The 26,095-nt window shown below is 50.8% G+C and carries 21 protein-coding genes, 1 tRNA gene and 2 pseudogenes; 15 read left to right on the forward strand and 9 right to left on the reverse strand.

Annotated features, from left to right (window positions below; genetic code table 11):
* Positions 1–631 precede the first annotated feature (631 nt).
* Positions 632–907 (reverse strand): hypothetical protein, encoded by a 276-nt coding sequence (locus O1Q98_RS04435; protein WP_125259019.1) that lies wholly within the window; start codon positions 905–907, stop codon positions 632–634.
* Between the two features lie 636 nt (positions 908–1,543).
* Here O1Q98_RS04435 and O1Q98_RS04440 point away from each other — a divergent pair.
* Positions 1,544–1,729, forward strand: coding sequence for a GhoT/OrtT family toxin (locus O1Q98_RS04440; protein ID WP_125259018.1), 186 nt, complete (start codon positions 1,544–1,546; stop codon positions 1,727–1,729).
* A 179-nt stretch (positions 1,730–1,908) separates the two neighbouring features.
* On the opposite strand, the gene matP is transcribed toward O1Q98_RS04440, so the two are convergent.
* Entirely contained in the window at positions 1,909–2,397 is a 489-nt protein-coding gene (gene matP / locus O1Q98_RS04445) for a macrodomain Ter protein MatP (protein WP_125259017.1), read from the reverse strand.
* Between the two features lie 202 nt (positions 2,398–2,599).
* On the opposite strand from matP, the gene O1Q98_RS04450 reads away from it, so the two are divergent.
* From O1Q98_RS04450 to O1Q98_RS04465, 4 genes are all read left to right on the forward strand, one after another.
* Positions 2,600–4,327: an AAA family ATPase gene (locus O1Q98_RS04450; protein ID WP_125259016.1), complete on the forward strand. Its 1,728-nt coding sequence runs from the start codon at positions 2,600–2,602 to the stop codon at positions 4,325–4,327.
* A gap of 90 nt (positions 4,328–4,417) precedes the next feature.
* The gene (gene fabA / locus O1Q98_RS04455; protein ID WP_125259015.1) at positions 4,418–4,936 is read left to right on the forward strand and encodes a bifunctional 3-hydroxydecanoyl-ACP dehydratase/trans-2-decenoyl-ACP isomerase; all 519 of its coding nucleotides are present in this window, start codon (positions 4,418–4,420) and stop codon (positions 4,934–4,936) included.
* Positions 4,937–5,281: 345 nt separating this feature from the next.
* Complete coding sequence (locus O1Q98_RS04460; protein WP_125259014.1) at positions 5,282–5,920, forward strand: RpiB/LacA/LacB family sugar-phosphate isomerase; 639 nt, start codon at positions 5,282–5,284, stop codon at positions 5,918–5,920.
* A gap of 179 nt (positions 5,921–6,099) precedes the next feature.
* Positions 6,100–6,189 (forward strand) — tRNA-Ser (locus tag O1Q98_RS04465).
* A gap of 338 nt (positions 6,190–6,527) precedes the next feature.
* Here the strand turns inward: O1Q98_RS04465 and O1Q98_RS04470 are convergent.
* Positions 6,528–7,421, reverse strand: coding sequence for a LysR family transcriptional regulator (locus O1Q98_RS04470; RefSeq protein ID WP_125259013.1), 894 nt, complete (start codon positions 7,419–7,421; stop codon positions 6,528–6,530).
* A 250-nt stretch (positions 7,422–7,671) separates the two neighbouring features.
* Between O1Q98_RS04470 and O1Q98_RS04475 the strand changes: the two genes are divergently transcribed.
* Both O1Q98_RS04475 and O1Q98_RS04480 read left to right on the forward strand, forming a co-directional pair.
* Positions 7,672–8,076 carry a YybH family protein gene (locus O1Q98_RS04475; RefSeq protein ID WP_125259012.1) on the forward strand — a complete coding sequence of 135 codons (405 nt, stop codon included), beginning with the start codon at positions 7,672–7,674 and terminating at the stop codon, positions 8,074–8,076.
* Positions 8,077–8,233: 157 nt separating this feature from the next.
* Positions 8,234–8,458: pseudogene (locus O1Q98_RS04480) on the forward strand (IS481 family transposase); the annotation flags it as partial.
* Here the strand turns inward: O1Q98_RS04480 and O1Q98_RS04485 are convergent.
* Positions 8,440–9,402, reverse strand: coding sequence for an AraC family transcriptional regulator (locus O1Q98_RS04485; protein WP_125259011.1), 963 nt, complete (start codon positions 9,400–9,402; stop codon positions 8,440–8,442). The pseudogene O1Q98_RS04480 and the gene O1Q98_RS04485 sit on opposite strands and share 19 nt — an antisense overlap.
* Before the next feature lie 218 nt (positions 9,403–9,620).
* Here O1Q98_RS04485 and O1Q98_RS04490 point away from each other — a divergent pair, with 218 nt between their 5' ends.
* The 3 genes from O1Q98_RS04490 to O1Q98_RS04500 all read left to right on the forward strand — a co-directional run bounded on the left by O1Q98_RS04490 (position 9,621) and on the right by O1Q98_RS04500 (position 13,135).
* Positions 9,621–10,778 (forward strand): NADH-dependent flavin oxidoreductase, encoded by a 1,158-nt coding sequence (locus tag O1Q98_RS04490; protein WP_125259010.1) that lies wholly within the window; start codon positions 9,621–9,623, stop codon positions 10,776–10,778.
* A gap of 62 nt (positions 10,779–10,840) precedes the next feature.
* A complete protein-coding gene (locus O1Q98_RS04495; RefSeq protein ID WP_125259009.1) occupies positions 10,841–11,050 on the forward strand; it encodes a hypothetical protein in 210 nt (69 codons plus the stop codon).
* A 480-nt stretch (positions 11,051–11,530) separates the two neighbouring features.
* Positions 11,531–13,135 (forward strand): methyl-accepting chemotaxis protein, encoded by a 1,605-nt coding sequence (locus tag O1Q98_RS04500; RefSeq protein WP_125259008.1) that lies wholly within the window; start codon positions 11,531–11,533, stop codon positions 13,133–13,135.
* A 46-nt stretch (positions 13,136–13,181) separates the two neighbouring features.
* On the opposite strand, the gene phoH is transcribed toward O1Q98_RS04500, so the two are convergent.
* The 4 genes from phoH to O1Q98_RS04520 all read right to left on the reverse strand — a co-directional run bounded on the left by phoH (position 13,182) and on the right by O1Q98_RS04520 (position 17,245).
* Positions 13,182–13,970: a phosphate starvation-inducible protein PhoH gene (phoH, locus tag O1Q98_RS04505; protein WP_125259007.1), complete on the reverse strand. Its 789-nt coding sequence runs from the start codon at positions 13,968–13,970 to the stop codon at positions 13,182–13,184.
* Between the two features lie 538 nt (positions 13,971–14,508).
* Positions 14,509–15,021: a flagella biosynthesis regulatory protein FliZ gene (gene fliZ, locus O1Q98_RS04510; protein ID WP_125259006.1), complete on the reverse strand. Its 513-nt coding sequence runs from the start codon at positions 15,019–15,021 to the stop codon at positions 14,509–14,511.
* Positions 15,022–15,072: 51 nt separating this feature from the next.
* Positions 15,073–15,795, reverse strand: a complete 723-nt coding sequence (locus O1Q98_RS04515) for an RNA polymerase sigma factor FliA (RefSeq protein ID WP_125259005.1) — start codon at positions 15,793–15,795, stop codon at positions 15,073–15,075.
* 952 nt (positions 15,796–16,747) lie between these two features.
* Positions 16,748–17,245, reverse strand: coding sequence for a YjjA family protein (locus tag O1Q98_RS04520; protein ID WP_125259004.1), 498 nt, complete (start codon positions 17,243–17,245; stop codon positions 16,748–16,750).
* 406 nt (positions 17,246–17,651) lie between these two features.
* On the opposite strand from O1Q98_RS04520, the gene katG reads away from it, so the two are divergent.
* Positions 17,652–19,841: a catalase/peroxidase HPI gene (gene katG / locus O1Q98_RS04525; protein ID WP_125259003.1), complete on the forward strand. Its 2,190-nt coding sequence runs from the start codon at positions 17,652–17,654 to the stop codon at positions 19,839–19,841.
* Positions 19,842–19,916: 75 nt separating this feature from the next.
* Here katG and O1Q98_RS04530 read toward each other — a convergent pair whose 3' ends face one another.
* Positions 19,917–20,612: an MgtC family protein gene (locus O1Q98_RS04530; protein ID WP_125259002.1), complete on the reverse strand. Its 696-nt coding sequence runs from the start codon at positions 20,610–20,612 to the stop codon at positions 19,917–19,919.
* Between the two features lie 489 nt (positions 20,613–21,101).
* On the opposite strand from O1Q98_RS04530, the gene O1Q98_RS04535 reads away from it, so the two are divergent.
* From O1Q98_RS04535 to O1Q98_RS04550, 4 genes and pseudogenes are all read left to right on the forward strand, one after another.
* On the forward strand, positions 21,102–22,856 hold the full coding sequence (locus O1Q98_RS04535; RefSeq protein WP_125259001.1) for an ABC transporter permease: 1,755 nt from the start codon (positions 21,102–21,104) through the stop codon (positions 22,854–22,856).
* Between the two features lie 10 nt (positions 22,857–22,866).
* The gene (locus O1Q98_RS04540; RefSeq protein WP_125259000.1) at positions 22,867–24,201 is read left to right on the forward strand and encodes an ABC transporter ATP-binding protein; all 1,335 of its coding nucleotides are present in this window, start codon (positions 22,867–22,869) and stop codon (positions 24,199–24,201) included.
* Between the two features lie 78 nt (positions 24,202–24,279).
* Positions 24,280–25,362: a sensor histidine kinase gene (locus O1Q98_RS04545; protein WP_125258999.1), complete on the forward strand. Its 1,083-nt coding sequence runs from the start codon at positions 24,280–24,282 to the stop codon at positions 25,360–25,362.
* A pseudogene (locus O1Q98_RS04550) lies at positions 25,355–26,024 on the forward strand (response regulator transcription factor). The gene O1Q98_RS04545 and the pseudogene O1Q98_RS04550 overlap by 8 nt, the downstream one beginning before the upstream one ends.
* Positions 26,025–26,095: the final 71 nt, after the last annotated feature.

Raw genomic sequence — 26,095 nt, forward strand, 5'->3', positions numbered from 1 at the left:
ATACTGACGTATGATAAATATGCCATCAAAAAATGGCTCATTGTTAAGAGCGCAGCTCTCCGTCATAGGTTCAAAACCAATTGTGTGGTATGACCATAATAGCGCTTGTAAAACAGGGTTCATATTATCCTCCATGAGTAGTGTTCTCCAGGAATGCTATAAATTCATTATCATGCCATCAGTATCATGACAACATCACTACCTGTTAACCTAAAATATTACAACAAGTTAGATACCATGTTACGCCACATACCACCTGGCACGTTGAGTCCTATTGAGGTAATAAATACCATCATTACTATAACCTGTAAAAGGGTGATATCAGCGCTCTGAGCGTTAATAGTATGCCCATCATGATACAAGAAAAATGGACATCGTTTTATGTCTAAAAGCAAGGAAACGGATAGAAAAAACACAGCGATAATGTTAAGCCTGATGAAAGAAAAGGCGTCTTGTCATTAAGTACAAAAATTATGCTTTCCGTTCCCGAAAACAGGTAAAAAAAGGAATACGCCGACGGAGAGAGCAAGCCCGACATGACATTATAGTAGAAAGGGATGTAGCAATTTTATGGGGCGGGAAATTATACCGTGCCCAATAGCGGTGGACACGGCACAGAAAGAAATAAAAACTATTTTTTCTTGGCGAGTCCTTTGCCTTTTAATAACTGACGTAATTTTTTTATTTCTTTTGCTGTTAACGGCTGTTCAACAATTTCTTCTGTATTTTGATTATCAATGGCGTCTGCCTCATCCACATCATGGGCATGTTCTTCGATATCAAAACTCTTCACCAAACGAGCACAAACCTCAGCGCTAAGGGAAACCTCATTCTCCAGCGCAGCTGCTTTAATCTTCTCTTTGAGATCCTGTGGAATTTTCAGGGATAGACTTGATATCTCACTCATTTTGTTACCTTTATGGCAGCGGAAAACCTCAAGCTATGCCAGTATGACGCCAAAGTCTATAGTGAAACAAAAAATTAATATAACCGTCATCTTATCCTCAAAAAAATGTCAGAAAAGCATGTTCTTACTGTGCTATAGCGCCAAAACACAATGATGGCTTCAACATGCTGACATCGTTGGTGACAAGATGGCACAGATAACCGCGCCACAGGTTATCGACAGACGTCTCAAATTATCCCGCCAGACCATCAACAGCACATTTATCGTAGTAATTTATCGCAGTAAAAACAGAGATAAGAATTTTCTGCATTACATTTTTTTGACGTGACCATCAAAAATAAATAGCCACTCCATCTATTATCATTAATAAACCGTTTTCTCAGTGCCGCAAACAGCAAGAGAAACAAAAAATTAACATTTACCCTAATGCATCATTGATTCAGGTACGTCAAGCGAGCGCTTGTATAACGTGAGGCAGCCCACATTCTGCATCAATGCCTATCTGATATCAGCACATGCCGGGCAGAAATCTGAAGAAAGATAAATCGATATCTAGTTAATTGATTGATAATGAAATTTTAACAACATAGAATACGCGCCCCTACAACTAGTCCCTACAACGATAAGGATACCAATGTGTCACACCATCATTTGTGGGAAATGATAAGAACCCTGTATTTTATTGGGCTCCCGGTTTCAATGTTATTCACACTCCTCATGAGCCGGGATAATTCGTGGATGATGCGTATTCTGGCTTCAATATTAATCGGGATAACCTGGCCGTTGAGCTTTCCCGTCGTGTTTGTTTTTTCATTTTTTTAATTATTGTTATTTTAATAAATCATCAGAGAATAATAACCTTTAGATAAAAGTGGTTATGGCTATAGCAATACTGTCTACGCGGCTGTGACGCCATTGCATATACCCGTCTTGTTATCGATGACTATCGCATACTTCAACGTTTAACGATGAACGATGGCGCCCCAAACAAACTGCGCGCTTTAATTTGAGCTTTTCACCGCTGAGGGCTGTTTTGTTGACGAGGGTTCAAGGATCGCGGCCAGATCATGCTTCAATACCGACATCTGACTGGCGTACTTCTCTTTATATTCAGCATCTTCGATTAATTGTACGATAGTGTCAGACAACGTTATGCCGCGTCGCTGCGCAAGAGCAGCCAAACGCTGCCAAACCAAAAACTCCAGATCGATAGACTTCTTGCGAGTGTGCTGATGCTCTGCGTTAAAATGCCGTTTGCGACGAGCGCGTATTGTCTGCTTCATCCGGTTCTCCAGCGCTGGATTCATGAAATGTCTCATCCATTCCAGCACCTTCACCGGCTGACTCTCCATCGCCAGCAGTTGTGCCACCGCTTCATCTGCCGCGCTCTGTTCAACAAATCGTGTAATGGGTTCACCTTCACGATGTTTTTTGACCAGATATTTCCACTTCCAGCCGGATTCAAGATTTTTTAACTGCTGATATTTCATTCTGTTATGGCCCTGTCGCATGGCTGAATACCCGTACATTGTTGCCTGATATGCCCTTAACAGGCAATCTTTTGCTGATTGTTTTTTGTTCAGCGCTTTACACCAGATGCTCTCAGGTTGCTCTCTCGAGGCACAGCACATATGCAGCTTCAAGAATTCTTGTATAATTGCGCTTTCCCTTTAAACGATTACAGCAGATACTTTGACCAATAACCGACTCGAATGGCAGCAATTACTGCCCGATCATACGCCATATCAGACATTATTCTCTCAGGCAGCTCAACTTGCTCCCGCCGAGTTTGCAACGGTGCAGCCTCGTCTTGCTGATGCACTGACGATTTTCTGCCACCCTCGTTCGCCTTCTCGTTTTATGCTATTGAAAGCACAAGAGAATGATGCTTACCTGGCACTGATTGATCACGCTATTGACCAATTAGCACAGCCATCCGGTACGTTGCATGGCTGCCGTTATCAGATTAACGGGCACCAAATTAGCTGTCACCCGGCACAGTATCCCGATGATAATTTCGCAGCCACACAGCATAGCGCTTACCAAGAGTGGATAGAGTCAGAGCAATTGTTTGGCTGCGTGCGTCTCTTTCAAGACCAAGTCAGCCTCCAGCCGGGATTGATCCATAAGGTAAACGGCGGAACCTTAATTCTCACCGCGCGCACCTTATTAGCGCAGCCGCTTATGTGGCTAAGACTAAAGCAAATTATCCTCAGCAAGCAGTATCACTGGCTGTCGCCAGATGAAGGCAAACCGTTGCCCGTCAGTATTCCCCCGATGCCTGTCGATTTGCGTCTGGTCATACTGGGCGATCGCGACAGTCTGGCTGACATCCACGACATTGAGCCGGAACTTGGCGAGCTGGCGATTTATGGCGAGTTTGAATCGCAACTGCAATTGATTGACCCGGAAGATATGGTGCATTGGTGTGCGTATATCAATGCATTGTGTCTTGAGCATCAGTTGCCGGTTCTTTCGGCTGATGCCTGGCCTGAGCTCTTCACGCTTGCCGTGCGCTATAGTGGCGATCAGGGTAACGTCCCACTTTGCCCACAGTGGCTAGTGCATCAACTCAACCATGCGATGCTTTATACCCGTGAAGATGAGATTACCGCACAAGCCATTACCGACGCGGTCACAACCCGCCGCTGGCGCGAGGGGTATCTTGCCGAACGGATGCAAGATGAAATCGAATTAGGCCAAATACTGATCGAAACCGAGGGGGATGTCGTCGGCCAGGTCAATGGATTGTCCGTGCTGGAATACCCCGGCTATCCGCTAACGGTGGGGGAACCTACCCGTATTAGTTGCGTCGTTCATCCCGGCGACGGCGAGCTAACGGATGTCGAGCGTAAAGCGGAATTAGGTGGCAACCTGCACGCCAAAGGCATGATGATCATGCAGGCATTCCTGATAGCTGAACTGGAACTGGAACAGCAGCTCCCCTTCTCCGCCTCTATCGTCTTCGAACAATCTTACAGCGAAGTAGACGGTGATAGCGCTTCACTGGCGGAACTGAGCGCATTAATCAGCGCACTATCGCAACAGCCTATCAGCCAACAGTTAGCTGTGACCGGCTCGGTCGATCAGTTCGGTCATGTGCAGCCAATTGGCGGGGTGAATGAAAAAATCGAAGGGTTTTTCGAGGTTTGTCAGCGACGAGGCCTAACAGGCCAGCAGGGGGTCATTATTCCGGCAACCAATCAACGGCATCTCTGCCTGCAGCAAGAGGTGATTGATGCGGTCAAAGACGGCACCTTCCACATTTACGTCGTAGAGTCTGTGGCGGAAGCCCTGACTATCTTGACTGGCGTTCCGTATAATGACGAGCAACAGCCAAGCCTGCTGGCGACGATTCGTGAACGTATAGCACAACTGTTACCTCAAGAGCGGCGGCGTTTCCCTTGGTTTTTCCGCTAATCAAACTGGTTGGGCCAGAAGTAACGGACTTGCTCGGCGTACATCTGTACGCTAACCTGCGTGCTCCACAAAAACAGGGCTTATAGAAACATGGTAGATAAACGCGATTCCTATTCCAAAGAAGACCTTTTCGCCAGCGGCCGGGGTGAACTGTTTGGCCCACAGGGCCCACAATTACCCGCCGGTAACATGCTGATGATGGATCGTGTCATCTCAATGACCGAAGAAGGCGGCCTTCATGGAAAAGGTTATGTGGAAGCAGAACTGGATATTCAGCCGGATCTGTGGTTCTTCGGTTGCCATTTTATCGGTGATCCGGTAATGCCTGGTTGTCTGGGTCTGGATGCCATGTGGCAGTTAGTCGGGTTCTATCTGGGCTGGCTGGGCGGTGAAGGTAAAGGCCGCGCATTAGGCGTAGGTGAAGTCAAGTTCACCGGACAAGTCCTGCCAGATGCCAAAAAAGTGACCTATCGCATCCACTTTAAGCGTGTTATCAACCGTAAACTGATCATGGGTATTGCCGATGGTGAAGTGCTGGTCGATGGCCGCCTCATCTATACCGCCACTGACCTGAAAGTTGGCCTGTTTAAAGATACCAGCACGTTCTAATCTCATCTCCCGGCACAGTACCTCTCGTGTCGGGAGTCTCCATCACCCTTGTATGATGTCACTGAACACGCGTCATTGCCCGCTTCTTCCCTGCCGTTTCACCGTCGTTTTGCGCTCACCTGACCCAACGCTGCCTTTGCTTGCATGACTCCGTCTGCGACTTTTGCAAAACCGTATATCTCCTCACTGGCGACGACCACATCACGTTTTTGCGATCAATTCCCAATTCTGGTGGTTTGCTGTTTCAGTGGAGCAAGGTATACTGGGGGACTAAATGAAATAGTGTTTTAAAAAATGTAATTCTCCGCACACAATAGCGTTGTGGGTATCACTAAAGGAACGAACATGAAAATTGCACTGATTAACGAGAACAGCCAGGCGGCCAAAAACGCCATCATCGCAGCAGCCTTGACCAAAGCCGTAGAGCCGCTGGGCCATACTGTTGACAACTATGGCCAATACGCCGTTGAAGATGCCGCACAGCTGACCTATATCCAGAATGGTATTCTGGCTGCCATCCTGCTGAACTCCGGCGCGGCTGATTTTGTCGTAACAGGTTGCGGTACTGGTCAGGGTGCAATGCTCGCATGTAACTCTTTCCCGGGCGTTATCTGCGGTCTGGTTGTTGACCCGTCTGACGCTTATCTGTTTTCTCAGATCAACAACGGCAACGCCGTCTCTCTGCCGTATGCTAAAGGTTTCGGCTGGGGTGCTGAATTGAACCTGGAAAACCTGTTTACCCAGTTATTTAAAGAAGAAGGCGGCCGTGGTTATCCGAGCGATCGCGTTGTTCCGCAGCAGCGTAACAAAAAAATTCTGGATGCAGTGAAAGAAGTAACCTACCGCGACCTGATCACTATCCTGAAAGGTCTGGATCAGGATCTGGTTAAAGGTGCAATCGCCGGCCCGAAATTCCAGGAATACTTCTTCGCCAACAGCAAAGACGCTGAACTGACCAGCTTCATCAAATCCCTGCTGGCCTAAGTCTGGTTGTTGTCATTATGATATTTAAGACCACCTCTTTGCTGGTGGTCTTTTTTTTTGCCTCAAGTCTATTTATTCGTTCAACACTTAGCCAGGCATGTTGAAAGCCATAAATACTGCTTGACCGTGACTGGGCGACTCCCTATAGTAGCGCCGCATTGCTGCATGGCAGCAACCCCGGTGAGGTGTCCGAGTGGCTGAAGGAGCACGCCTGGAAAGTGTGTATACGTGAAAACGTATCGAGGGTTCGAATCCCTCCCTCACCGCCATATTTTTAACAAAATCAAGTCATTGAATGCATTTTTTGATTTTGTCCTGCATAAAGTCATGCATGAAAAGTTCGCTCAGGCGGACTTTTTTTGTATGCCAGCCTCCGTATTCCTCATTAAAACCGGCTCTTTATCTTGTGCTCGCACAGAAAGGCTTACGGCATGCCACCGTCATTCAGCGCGCTTTTACGACGTGGCATTTCGGCACTGATTTTGTTGACCACGACAAAAATCGAATTTCGGAACAGCTACAATCCTGTTTTGAGTTAGCGATTGACGCTGAAGGCGGACGGTTTATCGATATACAGCAAAATTTCCATCGCAAAATACCTAACAGATTAGTGGCGATATCGGAGAGTTTCTACGAGTAAAGAGAACGCAGAAGAGTGGTGCTTGCGATGAGGATAGTAAAGATGATAACCCGGTATGTCCGGTGTGAATTTATCGAGTACCTGGATAAGTTCTCCGCTATCGATAAAACCTTGCACTTGATCAAGATGAATATATCCCAGACCATGGCCATCAAGCACTGCGTTGACCAGTAGCTCAACAGTATTCACGACCAGTTGTCCTTTACCTTTAACTTTTATTTCACGTCCGTCACTCATCAGCCGCCATCCTATTACTGTGCCAGATGTTGGCAGCCGGAAGTTGATGACGTTATGATTGACTATCTCAGTGGGTATTTGGGGTGCCGGAAATCTTGCCAGATAGGCCGGACTGGCAACGATTGCCATCGGGATGTCTGGCCCAATCCGCATAGCAATCATGTCCCTGTCTATCTCTCCCCCAAGGCGGATGCCCGCATCAAACTGATTGGCCACGATGTCCACCAATGCATGGTCAACATTGATTTCAATTTGAATTTCTGGGTTTTCTGGTAGCAATCGCTCAATGGCAGGCATGAGTATTGTCTTTGCCGCATGTTCCACCGTCGTGAGCCGAATCGTTCCTGAAGGCCGGTCGCGCAGCTCACCGAGAGAGCTCATCATAAGGTCGAGGTCATGAAGCATCGGGCCAAGCTTTGCAAGCAGGCGCTCTCCAGCTTCTGTTGGCGCAACACTTCGTGTCGTGCGTGCCAGAAGTCGCAGACCCAGGCGTTCCTCAACACGGCGAATTATCTGGCTCAGGGCTGATTGTGCCATCCCCAGGCGGAGGGCCGCTTTGGTAAAGCTACGTTCTTCAGCAACAACCACAAACGCGGTCAGATCTGCAATTTCATCGCGACGCAAAGCATCCTCTCCACACCATTTATCATTTAAATGATAAGGCTAAGTATTTTTATGCGTCTAGTCCACTTAATCAATCCCCTTTATGTTAAGCGGATGCATTGTTTCCCAGCCCTAACGGGTCATGCAGAGTATGAGCCAACGCGGAAACTGTTGGCATAACAGCCGGATGGATACTGGGAAAACTCTAAAGCGGTGGTCAGTTTTAGTTGGCCCCGACACGCGTACACTTAGTGAGGAATGAGGAATAGTAATGAGTAAGACATTGAATGAAGAACTGGTGAAAATTGAAGCGGCAACAGTAGCTTATCTGACTGCATTTAATCGTGCCGACATCCCTGCTTTACTCGAAACCTATACTCATGATGGCGTGCTTATGGGGCCAGGCAGGCCAGCGTCAATAGGCAAGGATGAGCTTGCGCTCGCCTATAATAGCGTATTTGAAACAACCGGCTTCAGTATGAAATATGAAATAAAGGAAGTGGAGCAAATCAGCCCAGACTGGGCATTCGTTCGAAGCGCGACGGAAGGGACAGAAACAAACAAGGCAACGGGTATCGCCACGCCATCGGCTTATCAGGAGCTGTTTCTGCTACATAAACCCGCCGCTGGCGCATGGCAGATTGCCCGATACTGCACGACCAAGATAAGTTCATAAGTATGCGCCAGAACTGACGGTAAGATGAGTAACGGGCAAGACAGCAACTGACTGCGTTATCTCAGCAATATCAGTATGTTACAATCATTTAATTCATAGACATCATTTCACTACGCTGACTCGTTAGGGGCAGAGAAATTCAACGGCGGCGGCTGTGGGTATTGAAAGCCATAGCCGCCGTCCTAAATGCTCACCAACGCCTAAAACCGGCCCAAATGACGTTGCCATTCAGGAATGACGCACGCTTCGAAACTTGGGGGCAAGGCGGATTCAGAGCGGGTTAAAACGGCTTCGTTACTTCTCTCCTCTCCTCCTCTCCCCCCTCTCTGGCTATACGACTATCCATAAGATTCTTTGCCGATATCAGGTTAAACCCGTTGTTATAACAATAGGCTTTCCCGGTGAGTGACCATGATTATCTTTTATCTGGGTGGACTCGCGCATCCTTTTGATATCTCGATTCGGCGGGTTTCCAAATAATCGGCTATATTCCCGGCTGAACTGGGATGCGCTTTCGTACCCGACCCGCGTGGCGGCCGTGCCTGCATCCAGACGCTCATTGAGCATCAGTTGCCGGGCATCAAGCAGGCGCAAGTTTTTCAGGTATTGTAAGGGGCTCACCCCGACAACTGCGCGAAAATGCTGCCGAAAAGTGGACGCACTCATGTGGGCCTTTTCAGCAAGCCCATCCATCGAAATATTTTCCGTGTAGTGCTGTTTAATCCATGTAATCGTTTTGGCAATTTGCTGGCTGGGAGAGCCGATAGCAACGAGGCGGCGCAGGCTGGCACCGTGCCCACCATTCAGCAAGCGAACCACAATTTCCTGTTGAATTAAGGGCGCGAGAAGAGGGATCAGCGACGGTTCGGCCAACAGTCTGAGTAGCCGGGTCAGCGCATCCTGTAAGCCAGGCTCCAGTGTCACCAGGGATATTCCCCGGGCTGTTGAAATCGGAAGCGGCGTCGTAAACTCCATTTCGGCTGCCACCTGAGCGATGAGGCGCGCGTCAAGCGCCAGCCACATGCCAAGAAAAGGGGCGGTGTGGCTGGCACGCGTCACATACGCGACAACAGGCATGTCCACCGTGGTGATAAGAGATTGCCCGGCACCATAGTCAAACACCTCATCTCCCTGAGTGATCCTCTTACTGCCTTGCACAATCAAGACAAGGCCAAGACCGTAGATACAAGGCTTCGGATCGGTGGTTGAGCTGCAACGCCGAAGCTTTAGCGCCGGGATCAATGTGTCATAGTCTCCGTCGATTTGTGCAATTTTACCTATTAGGCTGGCAAGTTCACCAGTGTCCAGGTTTGCTTGAGCGTTCATACTCTATCCCCATAAAATCTGAGAGTTACACTTTGATTACCCTGATTCAGCTTACCACTCCTGCTTACCAACAACAGAATGACAGATAGAAAGTCATCAAATCAGGCAAAAAACACCCCATTTCCGGCAAACGCTCTCGGGGCCTTCGGCACCATACTGCCCCACATCGGCTAACAACCGGTTCTTGCCCACTTTTTTATTGATGGAGATTTACCGTTATGGCCCCAACCACATCGAGGCTGGTTCAGCCTTTTGCTTTCAAGAACGGACTGACCCTGCGTAATCGCGCCGTCATGGCACCGATGACCACATGGTCGGCAAACCCGGATGGCACTATCTCTGATCAAGAAGTGGCTTACTATCGTGCCCGGGTCAACGGCGTTGGCATGGTAATCACCGGGTGTACGCACGTAACAGCGGATGGCATCGGTTTTACTGACGAATTCGCCAGTCATGATGATCGCTTCATTCCCAGCCTCAGTCGCCTCGCACACGCGGCTAAAAGCGGCGGTGCTCTCGCTATATTGCAGATTTTCCACGCAGGCAATAAAGCCTTACCCCACCTCGTACCGAATGGGCGCGTTGTCAGCGCCAGTGCATTACAGGTGCCGCCCAGCCCCTTCAATAACGCTGAAGTGACCACTCACGCTCTGAGCGAGACAGAAATTGAAGCGCTCATCATCGCTTTCGGTGAAACCACTCGTCGCGCCATTGAAGCCGGCTTTGATGGCATCGAGTTGCATGGTGCTCATGGCTTTCTCATCCAGAATTTCTTCTCGCCCATGTTTAACCAGCGCGACGATAAATGGGGGGGCTCGCTCGACAACCGTATGCGTTTCCCCTTAGCCATAGTGCGCGAAGTCCAGCGGGTAATTGCTGAACATGCCAAACGGCCTTTCTTGCTTGGCTACCGTCTATCGCCAGAAGAGGCCGGTGAAGGCGCTCTGCGTATCGATGATAGCTACGTGTTAATTGACCAACTGATTGAAGCAGGCATCGACTACCTTCATGCGTCGCTCTTTGACATCCCTAACGCCAGGCCTGCTGACTACAGCGGCGAGCATACAACCGCAGAGTTACTTGTTGAGCATGTCGCAGAGCGTATTCCGCTCATCGCAGCGGGCCTGATTCGAACCCCCAGCGACGCCGAAAACGCGTTAAGCGCAGGATTATCACTGGTCGCCATTGGGCAAGGCCTGGTGATGAACCCAACCTGGGTCGAGCTCGCAGGCGAAGGCCGGGAAACCGAGATTGCCACTGCGCTAGCTGCCGATCGCGTGCCATTACTGGCCATTCCCGACAAATTGTGGGGCGTTATCCAGATGGCACAGGGGTGGTTTCCTCTCGTTGAAGCAACGCCGCCTACCGCCGAATAACCTCATCGAGGCAACCTGATACGTAATCGGCCTACATTCGCTGGCCGCAGGTTATTTTTTTCATGCCCGACCTCAGTAAATGGTCGGGCTGGCTGACCGATGGATACATCCCCCTCAAACTGCGCGTTAATTTAATTATTTTGTTACAGTCAACTGATGTTCACGATACCTATATTAAAGTACAGGTTGTTGTTACTGTATTTAGCGAACGTATTGGAAAAAAGGCTAGCTCACCGGTATTGGTGAGCATTCATTATCTCAAATATCACTGATAATAAAAAAATGATAATCATCATTTAAAAGCGTTTCATATTTATTAATCACTCAGTTCATTTGGTGATAATCCCGTAACCTTCCGCCATGACACTCATTCAATCCATTGATTTTAAAATATTAAAAACAAAACTTTGAATTCAGGCATACGCCTCTACAGCCAGAAAAAAAACCAAAACATCGGTTCAACGTTTTTTCTACGTTATAATTTCGCACCGCAAAGACTCAACGATAAAGGCCCAACGGTTATGTCGGCGATGTTATCTGGATAACGCCGGACAGCATTGCGTTAGCTCACCATACTTAAAATCAACTTACCATCCCCTCTTTTCTATTTAGCTATTACCTGACAAGATAAAGAAAAAGTGAATCCTTAAGTTCTTTAATGTTCACTTAATCTAACTAAAATAGATTGTTTATCGAAAATGCGTTAAACCATCACATTTCTTACCATGCGCATCCTGGCGGAGTATTCCAATATGACTATCGTAAAAAAGTTGGCCATTGCTATCAGTATATTCACTCTCGCATTGATTAGCGTCGGTGGCCTGGGCCTTCAACTATTAAGTCAATCCAAAGATCGTCTGGATTATGTGATGGTTAACACATTACCCAGTCTCGACAATTTAGTAAAAGCCAACAATGCATTAAGTAACGCGCTTAATGACTTGTCGCTGATGTTTTTAACCCGTGATGAACAACAGAAAAACGCATTAAAAAAGACGATTGAAAGCAATCTGGCCACGGTTGAGAAACTCAACACCACCTACCGCAACGGCCTGGTTTCTGATGCGCAAGACTTGCAGATGGCCAATAATAATCTGCAATATTTAAACGATTTTCGCGCCGCCAAAGAGAAACTGCTCCAGCAAGCTCAAACCGACAGTCAGGCCGTTGAAAAAGCCTTTGCGGATAATGGCTACCTTACCCAGGCTCAGGGCAAGCTGGTGAAGGGTTTTCAGGATCAATATGCTTACAATGTCGAGCTGGCTGGTGGCTTACAAGCACAAAACGGCAGCAACTTTAAACAAGCGTTTTTTGGCCTGGTCGGCCTCATTGTTGTTGCCTTACTGGTCGCAGGAACCTTGTCGACGATAATCATCAGTTATGTACGCCGTAGCCTGAATGCTCTGCGTCAAACGCTTATCTCTGTCAGTGAAAACCTGGACTTAACGCTGCGTGCTGACGCCAGTAAAAACGATGAGATTGGCCAGACATCCAGCGCCTTTAATCAGTTGATTCAACGTTTTTCGGATGTCCTTTCCGATGTGCGCTCTGCCAGTGAAAGCGTCTCAACTGCCGCAGGAGAGATTGCCGCAGCGAATGAGGACTTGTCTGCTCGTACAGAAGAGCAAGCCTCGTCACTGGCGCAAACCGCTGCAAGCATGCACGAGATTTCATCAACCATTGAGAGTAATGTTGATAACACGGCTCAGACTAATCGCCTGAGTCAGCAGGCTAGCCACACGGTAGAGCATGGTAATGAGTCGGTACAAAAGATGATCTCGGCCATGCAAGAGATCGCTAATGGCTCAGAAAAAGTGGCAGATATCACCAACCTGATTGAAGGTATCGCCTTTCAGACTAATATTCTGGCGCTCAACGCCGCCGTTGAAGCGGCGAGGGCTGGTGAGCATGGCCGAGGGTTTGCGGTCGTGGCCAGCGAAGTCAGAAACTTGTCACAGCGCTCATCTTCTGCGGCGAAAGAGATAAAAACCCTGATTGATAGCGCTATCTCTGCGGTACAGCGAGGTACTGTACAAGCTGACGATGTACGCGAGGCTATTGGTAACGTGAAAAACGTTATTCAGAGTGTGTCAGGTTTAGTGAATGAGGTTTCTCTGGCCTCAGAAGAGCAAAGCCGTGGCATTTCACAAATTAATGTCGCCATCAACCAAATGGAATCGGTTACGCAGCAGAATGCTGCCATGGTAGAGCAAGCGTCTTCAGCCGCAGATTCATTAAACGATCAGGCGACGCGCTTACGCCAGTCCGTTGAAATTTTCAAACTCTCGAATAGCAACCATCAGGGTATGCATCAGCAGACAAGTCATATGGGTGCCCTTCGCTTAGGCCATCGCTGATTAACGTCTGAAGCAATGGGGCTGCATACGCAGCCCCATTTTTATGTCAGGAATAAGCGATTAATGTTCGCTGGCAAATCTCTGAACGCACACAGTCTTGTGTCGCAAAATTAACGATGCCGACCATTTCATCTTCGGAAAACCGTTCTAACGCATCACGTAAGCCTGATTTTACTCCCGCAGGCAAGTCACATTGTGTGATATCGCCATTGACAACGACGGTAACATTCTCGCCCAGACGCGTCAGGAACATTTTCATCTGATTAACCGTGACATTCTGCGCTTCATCAAGAATAACAAACGCATTCTCAAATGTACGACCACGCATGTATGCAAATGGCGCGATTTCCACCTTGGCAATTTCTGGGCGTAAACAATACTGTAAGAACGAAGACCCCAAACGGCGCTGGAGCACATCGTAAACCGGACGGAAATAAGGGGCGAATTTTTCTGCGATATCGCCAGGCAGGAACCCTAAATCCTCTTCTGCCTGCAACACCGGTCTGGTGACAATAATGCGCTCAACCTCTTTGTGAAGCAGCGCCTGTGCCGCTTTAGCCGCACTGAGAAACGTTTTTCCGCACCCGGCCTCACCGCTGGCAAAAATCAATGACTTGTTTTCTATGGCGGACAGATAGAGCGTCTGGGCCTGATTACGCGCTGCAATGGTAGAAGTATCACGACTTTCACGGGCCATGCCGATAGATTCGATTCCGCCCAATTGCACCAGAGACGTGACGGAGTCCTCTTCACGCTGACGATGATTACGTGATTCGCGCCTAATAACTCGTTTCGCTTCACGACGCGCTTTGATCACTGCTTTTTGTCTTCCCATAGTGGCACCTTACAGTTTGTTTCACTGACAATTCGGCTGAATACGCAGGCCGACGGTGTTTCGTTCACACATGAGATTTGGCTTCCTTATTAAGCCGCAACGGGTATGAAAATGAAAACACGGCGCCAGTAACCACCCCATCGCCTGGCGATAAGTGATGGTTTTTCCGGTACCGTTTTGACAATAAAAAGTGGTGTTGGAAGAAATTGAGCGGGAGAGTTGAGCACCGCATGGAACATGCGGTAAAAACGGGTCTGTATACTCAGTGTGGTGTCCAGCAAAGGACTCTACCATTTGTGCTCCTTACTGTGACAATAACTATTCAAACGAATAATGATTGATCGCATCGGGCATCCGACATCATTGATAAAACTACGTTCCATCGATGTCAATAAGATGACAGTGCGCTATTTATGCCTCTTTTGGCAAGTATTTTTACACTGTCATCACATAACAATATGCATTGTTACAATTCATCAACAGACGTCATTAGCAGAATTCATTAACACAATGCGCTAACGCAAAAGCAAACAAGACCTTAGTAATGTTTCTGCCAATGCAGGTACTGGTCGTATTTTCGCAATGCACTTCGGTAGGTTGTCTGCTCAATATCGGGCAAATAGTCGCAAATGCGCTGCTGAACGTTACCGTCGGAGGCAAAACTTTCCTGCGGATAATTTTTAGCCACGAGCAGCTCATCTAAACGACGTAGCCGGATGACATATTCACGCATGGTGCTATGCCGAACTTCAGTCTGCTCGATGAGATATTGAGTAAAGGCTTTGATGTCAAAATAATTGGCGTGTGTATTACAAAAGACTTCGCTACAAAAACGACACAGAGGGATAAGCTCTTCCTGTACCGACTCCCAAATCGCCTGGTCAATAAGGCGATCCATCATCGTAATCGATTTTTTATTGATGAGTTGATCGCGGAACACGAGAGAAACGCGATCCAATTCCTTTGTACAGTTAGCACAGTGCGTCTGTTTGTGCTTGAAATCTTTCAAATAACGACTAAGAAGTTGCTTCTTCCTGGTTGATTGAGGCATGAGTCCATTCCTGACTATAGAGTGATACTACTCCATGTCTGCGCGCCTAAATTAAACGTCACTCATTAATTTCGCACGCAGACGCTTGATCGCCTGGCTATGCAACTGACTGACACGTGACTCTCCCACCTCAAGAACTGCGCCAATTTCCTTTAGGTTCAGCTCTTCCTGATAATAGAGTGTCAACACCATTTTTTCACGTTCTGGAAGATTTTCAATCGCATCCATCACCCGCTGACGTAAGCTCACATCCATCAGTTGATTAAGAGGATTGGCGTCTTCACTGCCCTCCAACAGCGCTTCAGCGCTGTCCCCATGTTCTTCACGCCATTCATCGTAAGAAAACAACTGGCTATTATTGGTATCCAGAAGAATCTGCCGATACTCTTCAAGCGGAATATTCAGGGTTTGGGCCACTTCCAGCTCCGTTGGCACACGGCCAAGAGACTGTTCAGTCTGCTGCATTGCCTGTGCGACTTCCCGGGCATTACGCCTGACACTGCGTGGTGCCCAATCGCGACTGCGCAGCTCATCGAGCATAGCGCCGCGAATTCGCTGTACGGCATACGTAGTAAACGCTGTACCTTGCAGCGAGTCATAACGCTCAACTGCGCTAAGTAACCCTATCCCTCCGGCTTGCAAGAGGTCATCGAGCTCAACGCTTGCCGGAAGACGAACCTGTAAGCGCAAGGCTTCATGGCGCACTAAAGGAACATAGCGCTTCCATAATGAATTTTTATCCATTGTGCCTTCAGCGGTATACAGTTCGCTCACAGTGATAAATACCTATAATTTAAGGTTCTCTACAACATTATGCGTTTAGCCTAACAGGGCAATCGCAGGAACAGGTGCAGAAAAAAGGCTTTTTTCGGATATGAAATCGAGTTCACATCCTAATCCACAATACAGAATGATGCTTAACATTCACTAACTATAACTAAATAATGTCGAATCGCCAGAGTGCGGGAGCAACGGTGTGCTCATCTATAGGGATTAAACTGGAACCGAGACATCACGCGCACGAGCCCTGCCCTCCTTGCTTGCGCATCCCAGCGCGGAGAAATACGCGATAGCTTGTTGATACGCGATGGCTTGTTGGTTTCTAAGCCACTGCGTGTTCATCAGCGAACTCTTTTTATCATCGTGCAACATACGTTGCCGAGTGGCTTGCCAGCAACCACGCTGAATTCCTGCACGAATAACATTCTGAAAATTCAGCTCAGTCTCCCATTTCATTTTGGGTATTTTTTAATCAGAAAAGCAGTGTAACTCTTCATTTCCACTTAATGCCTAACGCCTGGCTTTTACAAAAAGACAACCCGGTAATTAATCATTTAATATCGGCAATCTCTCCAGCCGTAGTATTTTTTATTTAAATCACTTTAAAATCCTTTTTAAGATATTGGTTATAGTGAATAAATCCATTTAATAACCCGAGCATGATTATTTATGAGGGGTGTTAACAAGGGCTGCCTTCATAATCAGGAAGCCCGTGAAATTAATAATCAGAATGCGTTAAACATTGCTGATTGATGGCATCTCTGGTTGATGCGGGTGATGGGCATCGGCGATGCGCCACAACCTAACTGGTTCTCGGGCCAGGGTGGAGCGCTTACCGTGCGAATATCATCGGGACGACTCGATAAATAGATAACCAAGAAAACGTGCCGCTTCCCGACTACCACCCCCGGGGCGCGGCACGCTTCCCGGGAGCACGAATGCACACTCAAGAAATGAATTTTATGCCTTGCTTTAACACGAGATCACAGGCTTTGGCTTTGACTTTTTCAGCCAGCGCCGAGCTGCCAATCGAGTTTAAATTCAGCAACTTGCCATCACCGGTCGTCAGTAATCCAGCCAGTCCTTGCTGATACCCGGTTTGCTGTTGTTGTTGTGGCGTGGTGAGGCCTAGCTTGGTTAATAGCTGATTTTTAATCGAATCGGTATTGCTGGCCACCGCGAATTTTTGTTTTACGCAGTAGCCCAGAATGCCAGCAGCATTATTCATGCTCTTGGAGCTCAGTGATTGTGGGCTTCCATTAAGCAGCGCACTCAATCCAGCCAGATTGTTACTCTCAGCATTACCTTCAGTGGCACCCTTCCCTGCGCTCAGTTGGCTGGCGGCATTGGAGAGCGACTCTTGCCAGCCGGCCGCCTGTGCGCCCAGACTGATGGTCAGCACCAGTGCGCCACCGGCCTGTATTATCGATTTTATCAAAGCCATATCATTCTCTCTGTTGATCAAAGCGAGGGGCAGTATACCGCTATCCCTCGCTATCACCATCCGATAACGCTGAAAACGTTCGCATTCCATTGCCTATTTATCCTGGACGCGACGTGAGCGAAAACGGCTAAAAAACACCTCAGCGCCCTCGATGTAAAAATAAATTAATCAATCGACAATAATTAAATAGTCATGGGCTATCACAATATTCATGTAATTCGATTTCATCTCTCAGCAAGAGGTGTCTAAGATTAAAGTGAATTTTAGCCTTGCTGTGCGCACCCGGCACCCCCCTGACTAGCATGGAGGTGAGCGCCCGCAGCATCAATTCTCACCTGTCCGTCTTATTCCGCCTGGCCGAATCACCCACCGGGCAGACAGGCAAACATGAGCAGAGGTAACAAGCATGACAACGGAAAGTAAATGCCCCTTTCACCACACGAAAGCCGCCAGCAGTGCTGAAGGGCGCGGCACCACCAACCGCGACTGGTGGCCTAATCAACTCAATCTGAAGATCCTGCATCAGCACACATCCGCCTCTGACCCGCTGGATGACCATTTCAATTATGCGGATGCGTTCAATAGCCTGGATTTAGCCGCACTGAAAAAAGACCTGCACGCGCTGATGACGGACTCTCAGCCCTGGTGGCCCGCCGACTTTGGTCACTACGGCCCGCTGTTTGTCCGCATGGCCTGGCATAGCGCAGGCACCTATCGTACCGGTGATGGCCGTGGGGGCGCAGGAGCGGGTCAACAGCGTTTCGCGCCGCTCAATAGCTGGCCGGATAACGTCAACCTAGATAAAGCTCGCCGCTTACTGTGGCCTATCAAACAAAAATATGGCCAGAACATCTCCTGGGCCGATTTAATGATCCTGACCGGCAACGTAGCGCTGGAATCAATGGGCTTTAAAACCTTCGGGTTTGCCGGTGGTCGTGCCGATGTCTGGGAGCCGGAAGAGGAGGTCTACTGGGGTAACGAGAGCACCTGGCTTGCCGGTGATAAGCGTTATTCCGGCGAGCGCGACCTGGAAAACCCGCTGGCGGCTGTGCAGATGGGGCTGATTTATGTCAACCCGGAAGGCCCGAATGGCAATCCTGACCCGCTGGCCGCCGCGCAGGATATTCGCGAAACCTTCAGTCGCATGGCGATGAACGATGAAGAAACGGTCGCGTTAATCGCAGGCGGTCATACCTTTGGTAAAACCCACGGTGCCGGTGATGCCGCACTGGTCGGCCCGGAGCCCGAAGCCGCCGGTATCGAAGCGCAGGGGCTTGGCTGGGCCAGTGCCTATGGCAGCGGTAAAGGGGCAGACACTATCTCCAGCGGGCTGGAAGTCACCTGGACGCAAACGCCCACCCAGTGGAGCAACTACTTTTTCCAGAACCTGTTCGGCTACGAGTGGGAATTAACCAAAAGCCCGGCGGGTGCCCATCAATGGCGGCCTAAAAACGGCGCGGGCGCTGATGAAATTCCCGATGCCCATGACCCGGCAAAGCGCCATGTCCCAACGATGCTGACCACCGACTTGTCGCTGCGCTTTGACCCGGATTACGAGAAAATCTCACGCCGTTTTTATGAGCACCCAGAGCAGTTTGCCGATGCCTTCGCCCGCGCCTGGTTTAAGCTGACACACCGTGACATGGGCCCGCGCGCGCGTTATCTCGGCCCGGATGTACCGGCTGAAGAGCTGATTTGGCAAGACCCGATCCCGGCGCTGAACCACCCGCTGATTACCGAGCAGGATATTGCCGCATTAAAAACCGACATTCTGGCATCCGACATTAGCACCGCAGAATGGGTTGCGACCGCCTGGGCCTCAGCGTCAACCTTCCGTGGCTCAGATAAGCGCGGCGGCGCGAACGGCGCACGTATTCGGCTTGCGCCGCAAAACAGCTGGGATGTCAATCAGCCGGCACAATTGCATCGTGTGTTGCAGACGCTGGAAGGCATTCAGCAGGCGTTTAATCAGGCGCAACCGGGCGACAAACGCGTGTCGCTGGCTGACCTGATTGTACTGGCAGGCGGTGCGGCCATCGAACAGGCGGCGCTGGCCGCCGGTCATCCGATTACCGTGCCCTTCACACCGGGCCGAATGGATGCCAGCCAGGCACAAACGGATGTCGAGTCCTTTGCCGTGCTGGAGCCGATTGCCGATGGTTTCCGTAACTATCAGAAAGGGCAATACAGCGTCAGCGCTGAAGCCCTGTTGGTCGATAAATCACAACTGCTGACCCTTAATGCCCCGGAAATGACGGTGCTGGTTGGCGGTTTACGGGTACTGGGTGCCAATGTTAACCAGAGCCAATACGGTGTCTTCACTAAACGCCCTGGCGTACTGAGCAACGATTTCTTCGTTAACCTGCTCGACATGGGCACCCGCTGGCAGCCGTCTGCCGAGGAGGGGGTGTTTGAGGGCCGCGATAGCCAAACGGGAGCGCTGAAATGGACTGGCACACGTGTTGATCTGATTTTCGGCTCACACTCGCAGTTACGCGCGCTGGCTGAAGTGTATGCCAGTGAGGACGGCAAGGCGAAATTCGTCAAGGATTTCACCGCCGCCTGGGTGAAAGTGATGGAGCTTGACCGCTTCTGATAACACCGCGATTGCGCTCATCATTCAGGGAGAGGCACCGTCCTCTCCCTGCTTTTCTCGTAGAGCGACTCCGCGTTACTCCGCCAGCACCGGTAGCACACGCCATGTCACGGAACTGATGCTTTTCTCAAGGCTGATACGGCACACCATCGCTTCTACCTCCTTTTGCGCCGGGCCACTGGCCAATATGTCGGCACTGACTTCCATGGTGCTTTCCGTCATATCCGCACTGCGCAATGAATATAAATGCAGCGACGTTAAATTAATCGCCTGTAACATCAGCGTCCGCACCGTAATTTCATCCGGTGAATGGCAATGCGCTTCTACCCGATATCGCGTCGTCGGCGCTTGCGTTGGGCACGATGACGGCTGATTCACTCTCTGCACTAATTCACGCAATACAATATTGGCGCATAAAATAATCATCACGGCCACCACCGCTTCCCCATATAAACTCATGCCACACAATAAACCGATAGCGGCTGAACACCATAATGTCGCCGCTGTATTTAATCCGCGAATATTCATGCCATCACGCATAATTACACCCGCGCCCAAAAAGCCAATACCCGAAACCACCTGTGCGGCAATACGCCCGGCGCTCACAGGTTCAATCGCGCGCGAGCAAAGAATAAAAATGGCTGCTGCCGTGGCAACCAGAGCATTCGTTCTTAAGCCTGCCATACGCTGACGCCACTGGCGCTCGGCACCGATGATGCCGCCGAGAATCATCGCCAGTAAAAGATTTGAGACAAACAGGGTCAGGTTCATGTTATTTCCTCGCTTTACTTCACTTTTTTTTCCACCCGCTATGGTGGTTTGTTATTAACGTCACAGCCTGATTGTATTTCCACACAACCCCCTTTTATTTTTATCAACCCATAAATAATAAGCGCAGCATAAAGAGAGAAAATAATCATCACAACACTGCATTCGTCTCACCAAAATATACTTTGGTATATCCCATCGATACTATTTAATCGTGGACTCAGGGTAATGATTATTTTATTTTCCCCACCGAAAAAGGCCCGACATGCTTAATCGCACCTCTGCGCTCATTGATGGTCAGCGCTCATCGATTGTCGTCAATACTTGTAAGACAGCAACGCTGTGGCATTGACGAAACAGCACGAGCAACCATCACGAGCAACAAGCGCGAGTAAAAAAATAGGTATGCGAGCCGCCCCCATGCCGGAAGATGCCCTGTCATCACCGGCCAGCATGACGTTGGCGAAGGCCTGTGACACTGTGAGGAAAACCATGCGCCACCCACTTCAACACACACTCACTGACAACCAAACCGCGATGCGTCAGCGCCCCATCGCCCCTTCTTACCGGGCGGACTTGCTGTTCTTTGCCCTGTTCCTGGTCGTGGCGGTGCTGGTCGTCTACGGCATTGAGCAGATGAGCCTGCCGCTCTCGGTGCTGGATGTCAGCCCGGTTACGCTGGATACCCATCTGTTGCCCGCCTACGCCCTGCGCACAACGCTACGCATGTTTGTGGCCTTAGGCGTGTCGCTACTGTTCACACTGGTTATCGCCACGCTTGCCGCCAAAAGCCGTAAGGCGGAGCAGGTTATCATTCCGGCGCTGGATATTTTGCAGTCGGTGCCGGTACTGGGTTTTTTAACCTTCACGGTAACGTTTTTTATGGGGCTATTCCCCGGCAGCCAACTGGGTGTCGAGTGCGCGGCGATTTTTGCCATTTTTACCAGCCAGGCCTGGAATATGACCTTCAGTTTCTTTCAGTCATTGCGTACCGTGCCGCATGATTTGCATGAGGTCAGCCAACAGTTTGGCTTCTCATCATGGCGGCGCTTTGTGCGTCTGGAGCTGCCTTTCGCCATTCCCGGCCTGGTGTGGAATATGATGATGTCGATGTCCGGCGGCTGGTTTTTTGTGGTGGCGTGCGAGGCCATCACCGTTGGGCATACCACTGTCAGCCTGCCCGGTATCGGCTCTTGGCTGGCTTTGGCTATCGAGCAGAAAAATCTGTACGCCATCCTGTGGGCGGTCGTCGCGATGACCATCGTCATCGTGCTCTACGATCAACTGCTGTTCCGCCCGGTCGTCGCTTGGGCGGATAAATTCCGTTTCGAGCAGACCGCATCACAAAAAAGGCCGCGCTCCTGGGTCTATGACCTGATGCGCCGTACCCACTTATCCACGCTGATTATCAACGCCGTCTGCTGGCCTTTTCACCTGCTGGCATCGCTACGCCTGCCGCCGCTGCCGCGCCGCTGGCATTTTCCGGTAAGCGCACGTTACTACCCGATAACGGATCGGCTGTGGCAGGTTGTGGTGGTGATAAGCGTCATCGCAGGCGTTGCGCAACTGGTGCAGTTCATCGGTGCATCACTCGGTTTGGCCGATGTACTGAGCGCTATCGGTATGGGGTTGATTACCATGGCGCGCGTCGTGGCGCTGATTATCATCGCAAGCCTCATCTGGCTGCCGGTCGGCGTGTGGATTGGTTTACATCCGACGGCGGCCGAGCGCCTGCAACCGCTGGCCCAGTTTTTGGCTGCCTTCCCGGCGAATGTGCTGTTTCCTTTTGCGGTATTTTTGATTGCCGGTTATCACCTCAACCCCGATGTGTGGCTATCGCCGCTGATGGTACTGGGGACGCAGTGGTACATCTTGTTTAACGTGATAGCCGGTGCCAGCACGCTGCCGACCGATTTGCTCGAAGCGGCGCGTATTTACGGCATCAAGCGCTGGCAGTGGTGGCGACAGGTGGCGCTCCCCGGCATCTTCCCTTACTACGTCACCGGCGCATTAACCGCAGCCGGCGGCTCATGGAATGCCAGTATCGTGTCCGAATCGATTTCATGGGGTCAGCAACACCTTGAGGCAACCGGGCTTGGCGCCTACATCGCCAACGCCACGACAGCGGCTGATTTTCCACGCGTCGCGTTGGGTATTGCCGTGATGTCGGTGTTTGTCATTGCGTTTAACCGCCTGCTGTGGCGCCCTTTGTATCAATTCGCCGAACGCCGTCTGCGCCTCGGTTAAGGAGTCCATCATGATTCAGCTTCATCACGCCACGCCTCACCCATTCACGGCGTCCGGGCAACAGAGCCTGGTCGAGGTGCGCCACCTGCGCCATGTCTATGGCAAGCAAGGAGCCGAGCGATTAGTGCTCGATGATGTCAACCTTCAGCTTGGCGAGAATGAAATTGTCGGCCTGCTCGGGCGCTCCGGCTCTGGCAAATCGACGCTGTTGCGCTCGATTGCCGGGCTGATTACCCCGACGGCAGGCGACGTTGATTTCCCGTCAGATGCCCAAGGCAAGCCGTCTACGGTAAGCATGGTGTTTCAGAGTTTTGCGCTCTTTCCGTGGTTGACCGTGCAACAAAACGTTGAGGTTGGGCTGGAAGCGCAACGCGTGCCGCTTGAGTTACGGCGCAAGCGGGCGCTGGCGGCTATCGACCTTATCGGGTTGGATGGCTTTGAAAACGCCTATCCCAAAGAGCTCTCCGGCGGGATGCGCCAGCGGGTCGGTCTGGCGCGTGCGCTGGTGGTAGACCCCGATATTCTGCTGATGGACGAGCCCTTCTCCGCGCTGGATGTGCTGACGGCTGAAACGCTGCGTACCGATCTGCTGGAACTGTGGGCAGAGCGCCGCATGCCGATAAAATCGATCCTGATGGTGACGCACAACATCGAAGAAGCGGTGTTAATGTGCGATCGCATCGTGTTGTTCTCTATCAATCCAGGCCGGGTTGCCAGTGAGATTCGCGTAGAGCTGCCGCAACCGCGTAACCGCCAGGACCCGGCATTTCGGGCGCTGGTTGAAGATATTTACGTTAAAATGACCACCGATAGCGACAGCGATACCCTGCGCCAGAGCACTATTCCCGGCTCCGGGCTTGGCATGGTGTTGCCTCGCGTTTCCACCAACTCGCTGTCAGGGTTGATAGAAGCACTACAGGCTGCGCCCTATGCCGGAAAAGCCGATTTGCCGGAGCTGGCTAACGAGCTGCATTATACTGCCGATGAACTGTTTCCCGTGGCAGAAACGCTGCAATTACTGCGTTTTGCTGAACTGAAAGGCGGAGATATTCGGCTGTTACCCGCCGCCGGACGCTACGCCAGCGCAGGCGTCGATGAACGTAAACAGCTGTTCGCCCAGCACCTGTTAAGCTATGTTCCGCTGGTAGCCCACATCCGCCGCGTGCTGGATGAGCGCTCATCGCGCACCGCTCCGGCACGACGCTTTCGTGACGAACTGGAGGATTTTATGTCTGAAATCGATGCCTTGCAGGCACTAAACTGCGCAATACAATGGGGGCGCTATGCCGAGTTGTTCGCCTACGACGACACCAACGATCTGTTCAGTCTGGAGAACCCGTCATAACCGTTACGGTCTGTAATGAGAGAGGCTTTCCGCCAGCAACCGGCGTGCTTTCAAGTGCATCAATAAAGGTCTGTGACAATGAGCGATAAAACGCGTACCGGCCCTATGGTACAGGCGCTGCGGGTGATCCCGCTGGTATTGATGTCTCTGGGTATCGCCGTGGTCGATACCCTGACCGACCTGGATATTGCCGTCGGCGTATTTCAGATAGCGGTCGTGCTGCTGGCCGTGCGCTGCTTTAATCCACGCGGCGTGACGGCCATGGCGCTGTGGTGCATCTTGTTGACGCTGCTGAGTTACCAGCTCAGTAAACCCGACGGCGGCGAAGCGAGCCTGATTAACTGCCTGATAAGCCTGGTGGCCATCAGTTTGTCTACGTATCTGGCGTTAAAAATGTCTGCGGCGATAAACGCCTATCATGAAGCCCGCGCCCAACTGGCGCAAATCTCGCGCGTGAACCTGATGGGCGAGTTAACGGCCTCCATCGCACACGAGGTCAATCAGCCGCTGGCGTCTATCGTGACCAGCGGACACGCCTGCCTGCGCTGGTTGCATGCCTCGCCGCCCAATCAGGCGCGGGCCGAGTTAGCGGTGCAGCGCATGATTCATGATGCCAACCGGGCCAGCGAAATCATCGCTCGTATTCGGGGGTTCGCCAGCCGCACGCCGGCACAAAAAGCCTGGCTCAACATCACCGATACGCTTGATGAAATGCTCTTACTGATCCGTAATGAGCTGGTCGAGCAACGCGTTCAGTTTACGGTGACGGTGGCCGATGGGCTGCCGCCAATACTGGCTGATAAAATTCAGCTTCAGCAGGTGTTGATGAATCTTATCCTCAACGCTATTGAGGCTATCGCCGAGGCCGAACGCGACGTACGAACGCTGGCCGTTCACGTCACGCGCGATGATCAAGGCGATATTCGTTTTAGCGTAAGCGATAACGGCGTTGGTCTTTCGGCACAAACCCATGAGCGCCTGTTTGAAACGTTTTTTACCACTAAATCAACCGGTATGGGGATTGGCCTGACCATCAGCCGCGCCATTGTCGAGGCGCACGGCGGTCAGATTTGGGCGACAACCAACGCGCAAGGGGGCACCACCTTCTGCTTTACCCTGCCGGGCGCGCCCACGCCAACAGTGAGTTCAACACATGCATGATTCCAATCAACATTCTTTTAGCCAACATTCTTCCAGCCAACATGCACCGGCGCCGATTGTTTATATCGTCGATGATGATGCCTCCGTTCGTGCCTCGCTGGAGGATTTGCTCGCCTCGGTCGGGCTGGAAGCGCAGGCGTTCGCCTCACCACGGCAATTTCTTGACGCCCCGCGCCCTGACAGGCCCGCGTGCCTGATTCTCGATGTGCGTATGCCCGGCATCAGCGGACTCGATTTTCACGATGAGATGAACCGTTCAGGTCTGGCCTTACCGGTGATTTTTATTACCGCCCATGGCGATATTCCGATGTCGGTACGGGCCATGAAAGCCGGGGCGTTAGAGTTTCTCACCAAACCGTTTCGTGAGCAGGAACTGCTCGATGCCATTCAAAAAGGGCTGGCTCGAGATAGCGCCCAGCGCCACCTTGCCGAGGTGCATGAAAAGCTGCGCGCCTGTTATGACAGCCTGAGCAGCGGTGAGCAGCTCGTGTTTGCAAGGGGTGGTTGCCGGGCTGTTGAACAAACAGATTGCCGCCCGGTTGGGAATAAGCGAAGTGACGGTCAAAGTACGGCGCGCCGCCGTGATGCGAAAAATGCAGGCCGACTCGCTGGCAGAACTGGTACGGTTGTACGACGCGCTGAACATCACTTCGTCAAACTAACCCGGTCTGCCAGCCTAAACCCGCCTACTCCGTCGGCCAAACAACACAAACGCGGCGGGCCATCGCCGCAG

Origin of the sequence: Dickeya lacustris (assembly GCF_029635795.1) — a bacterium.
GTDB lineage: Bacteria > Pseudomonadota > Gammaproteobacteria > Enterobacterales > Enterobacteriaceae > Dickeya > Dickeya lacustris.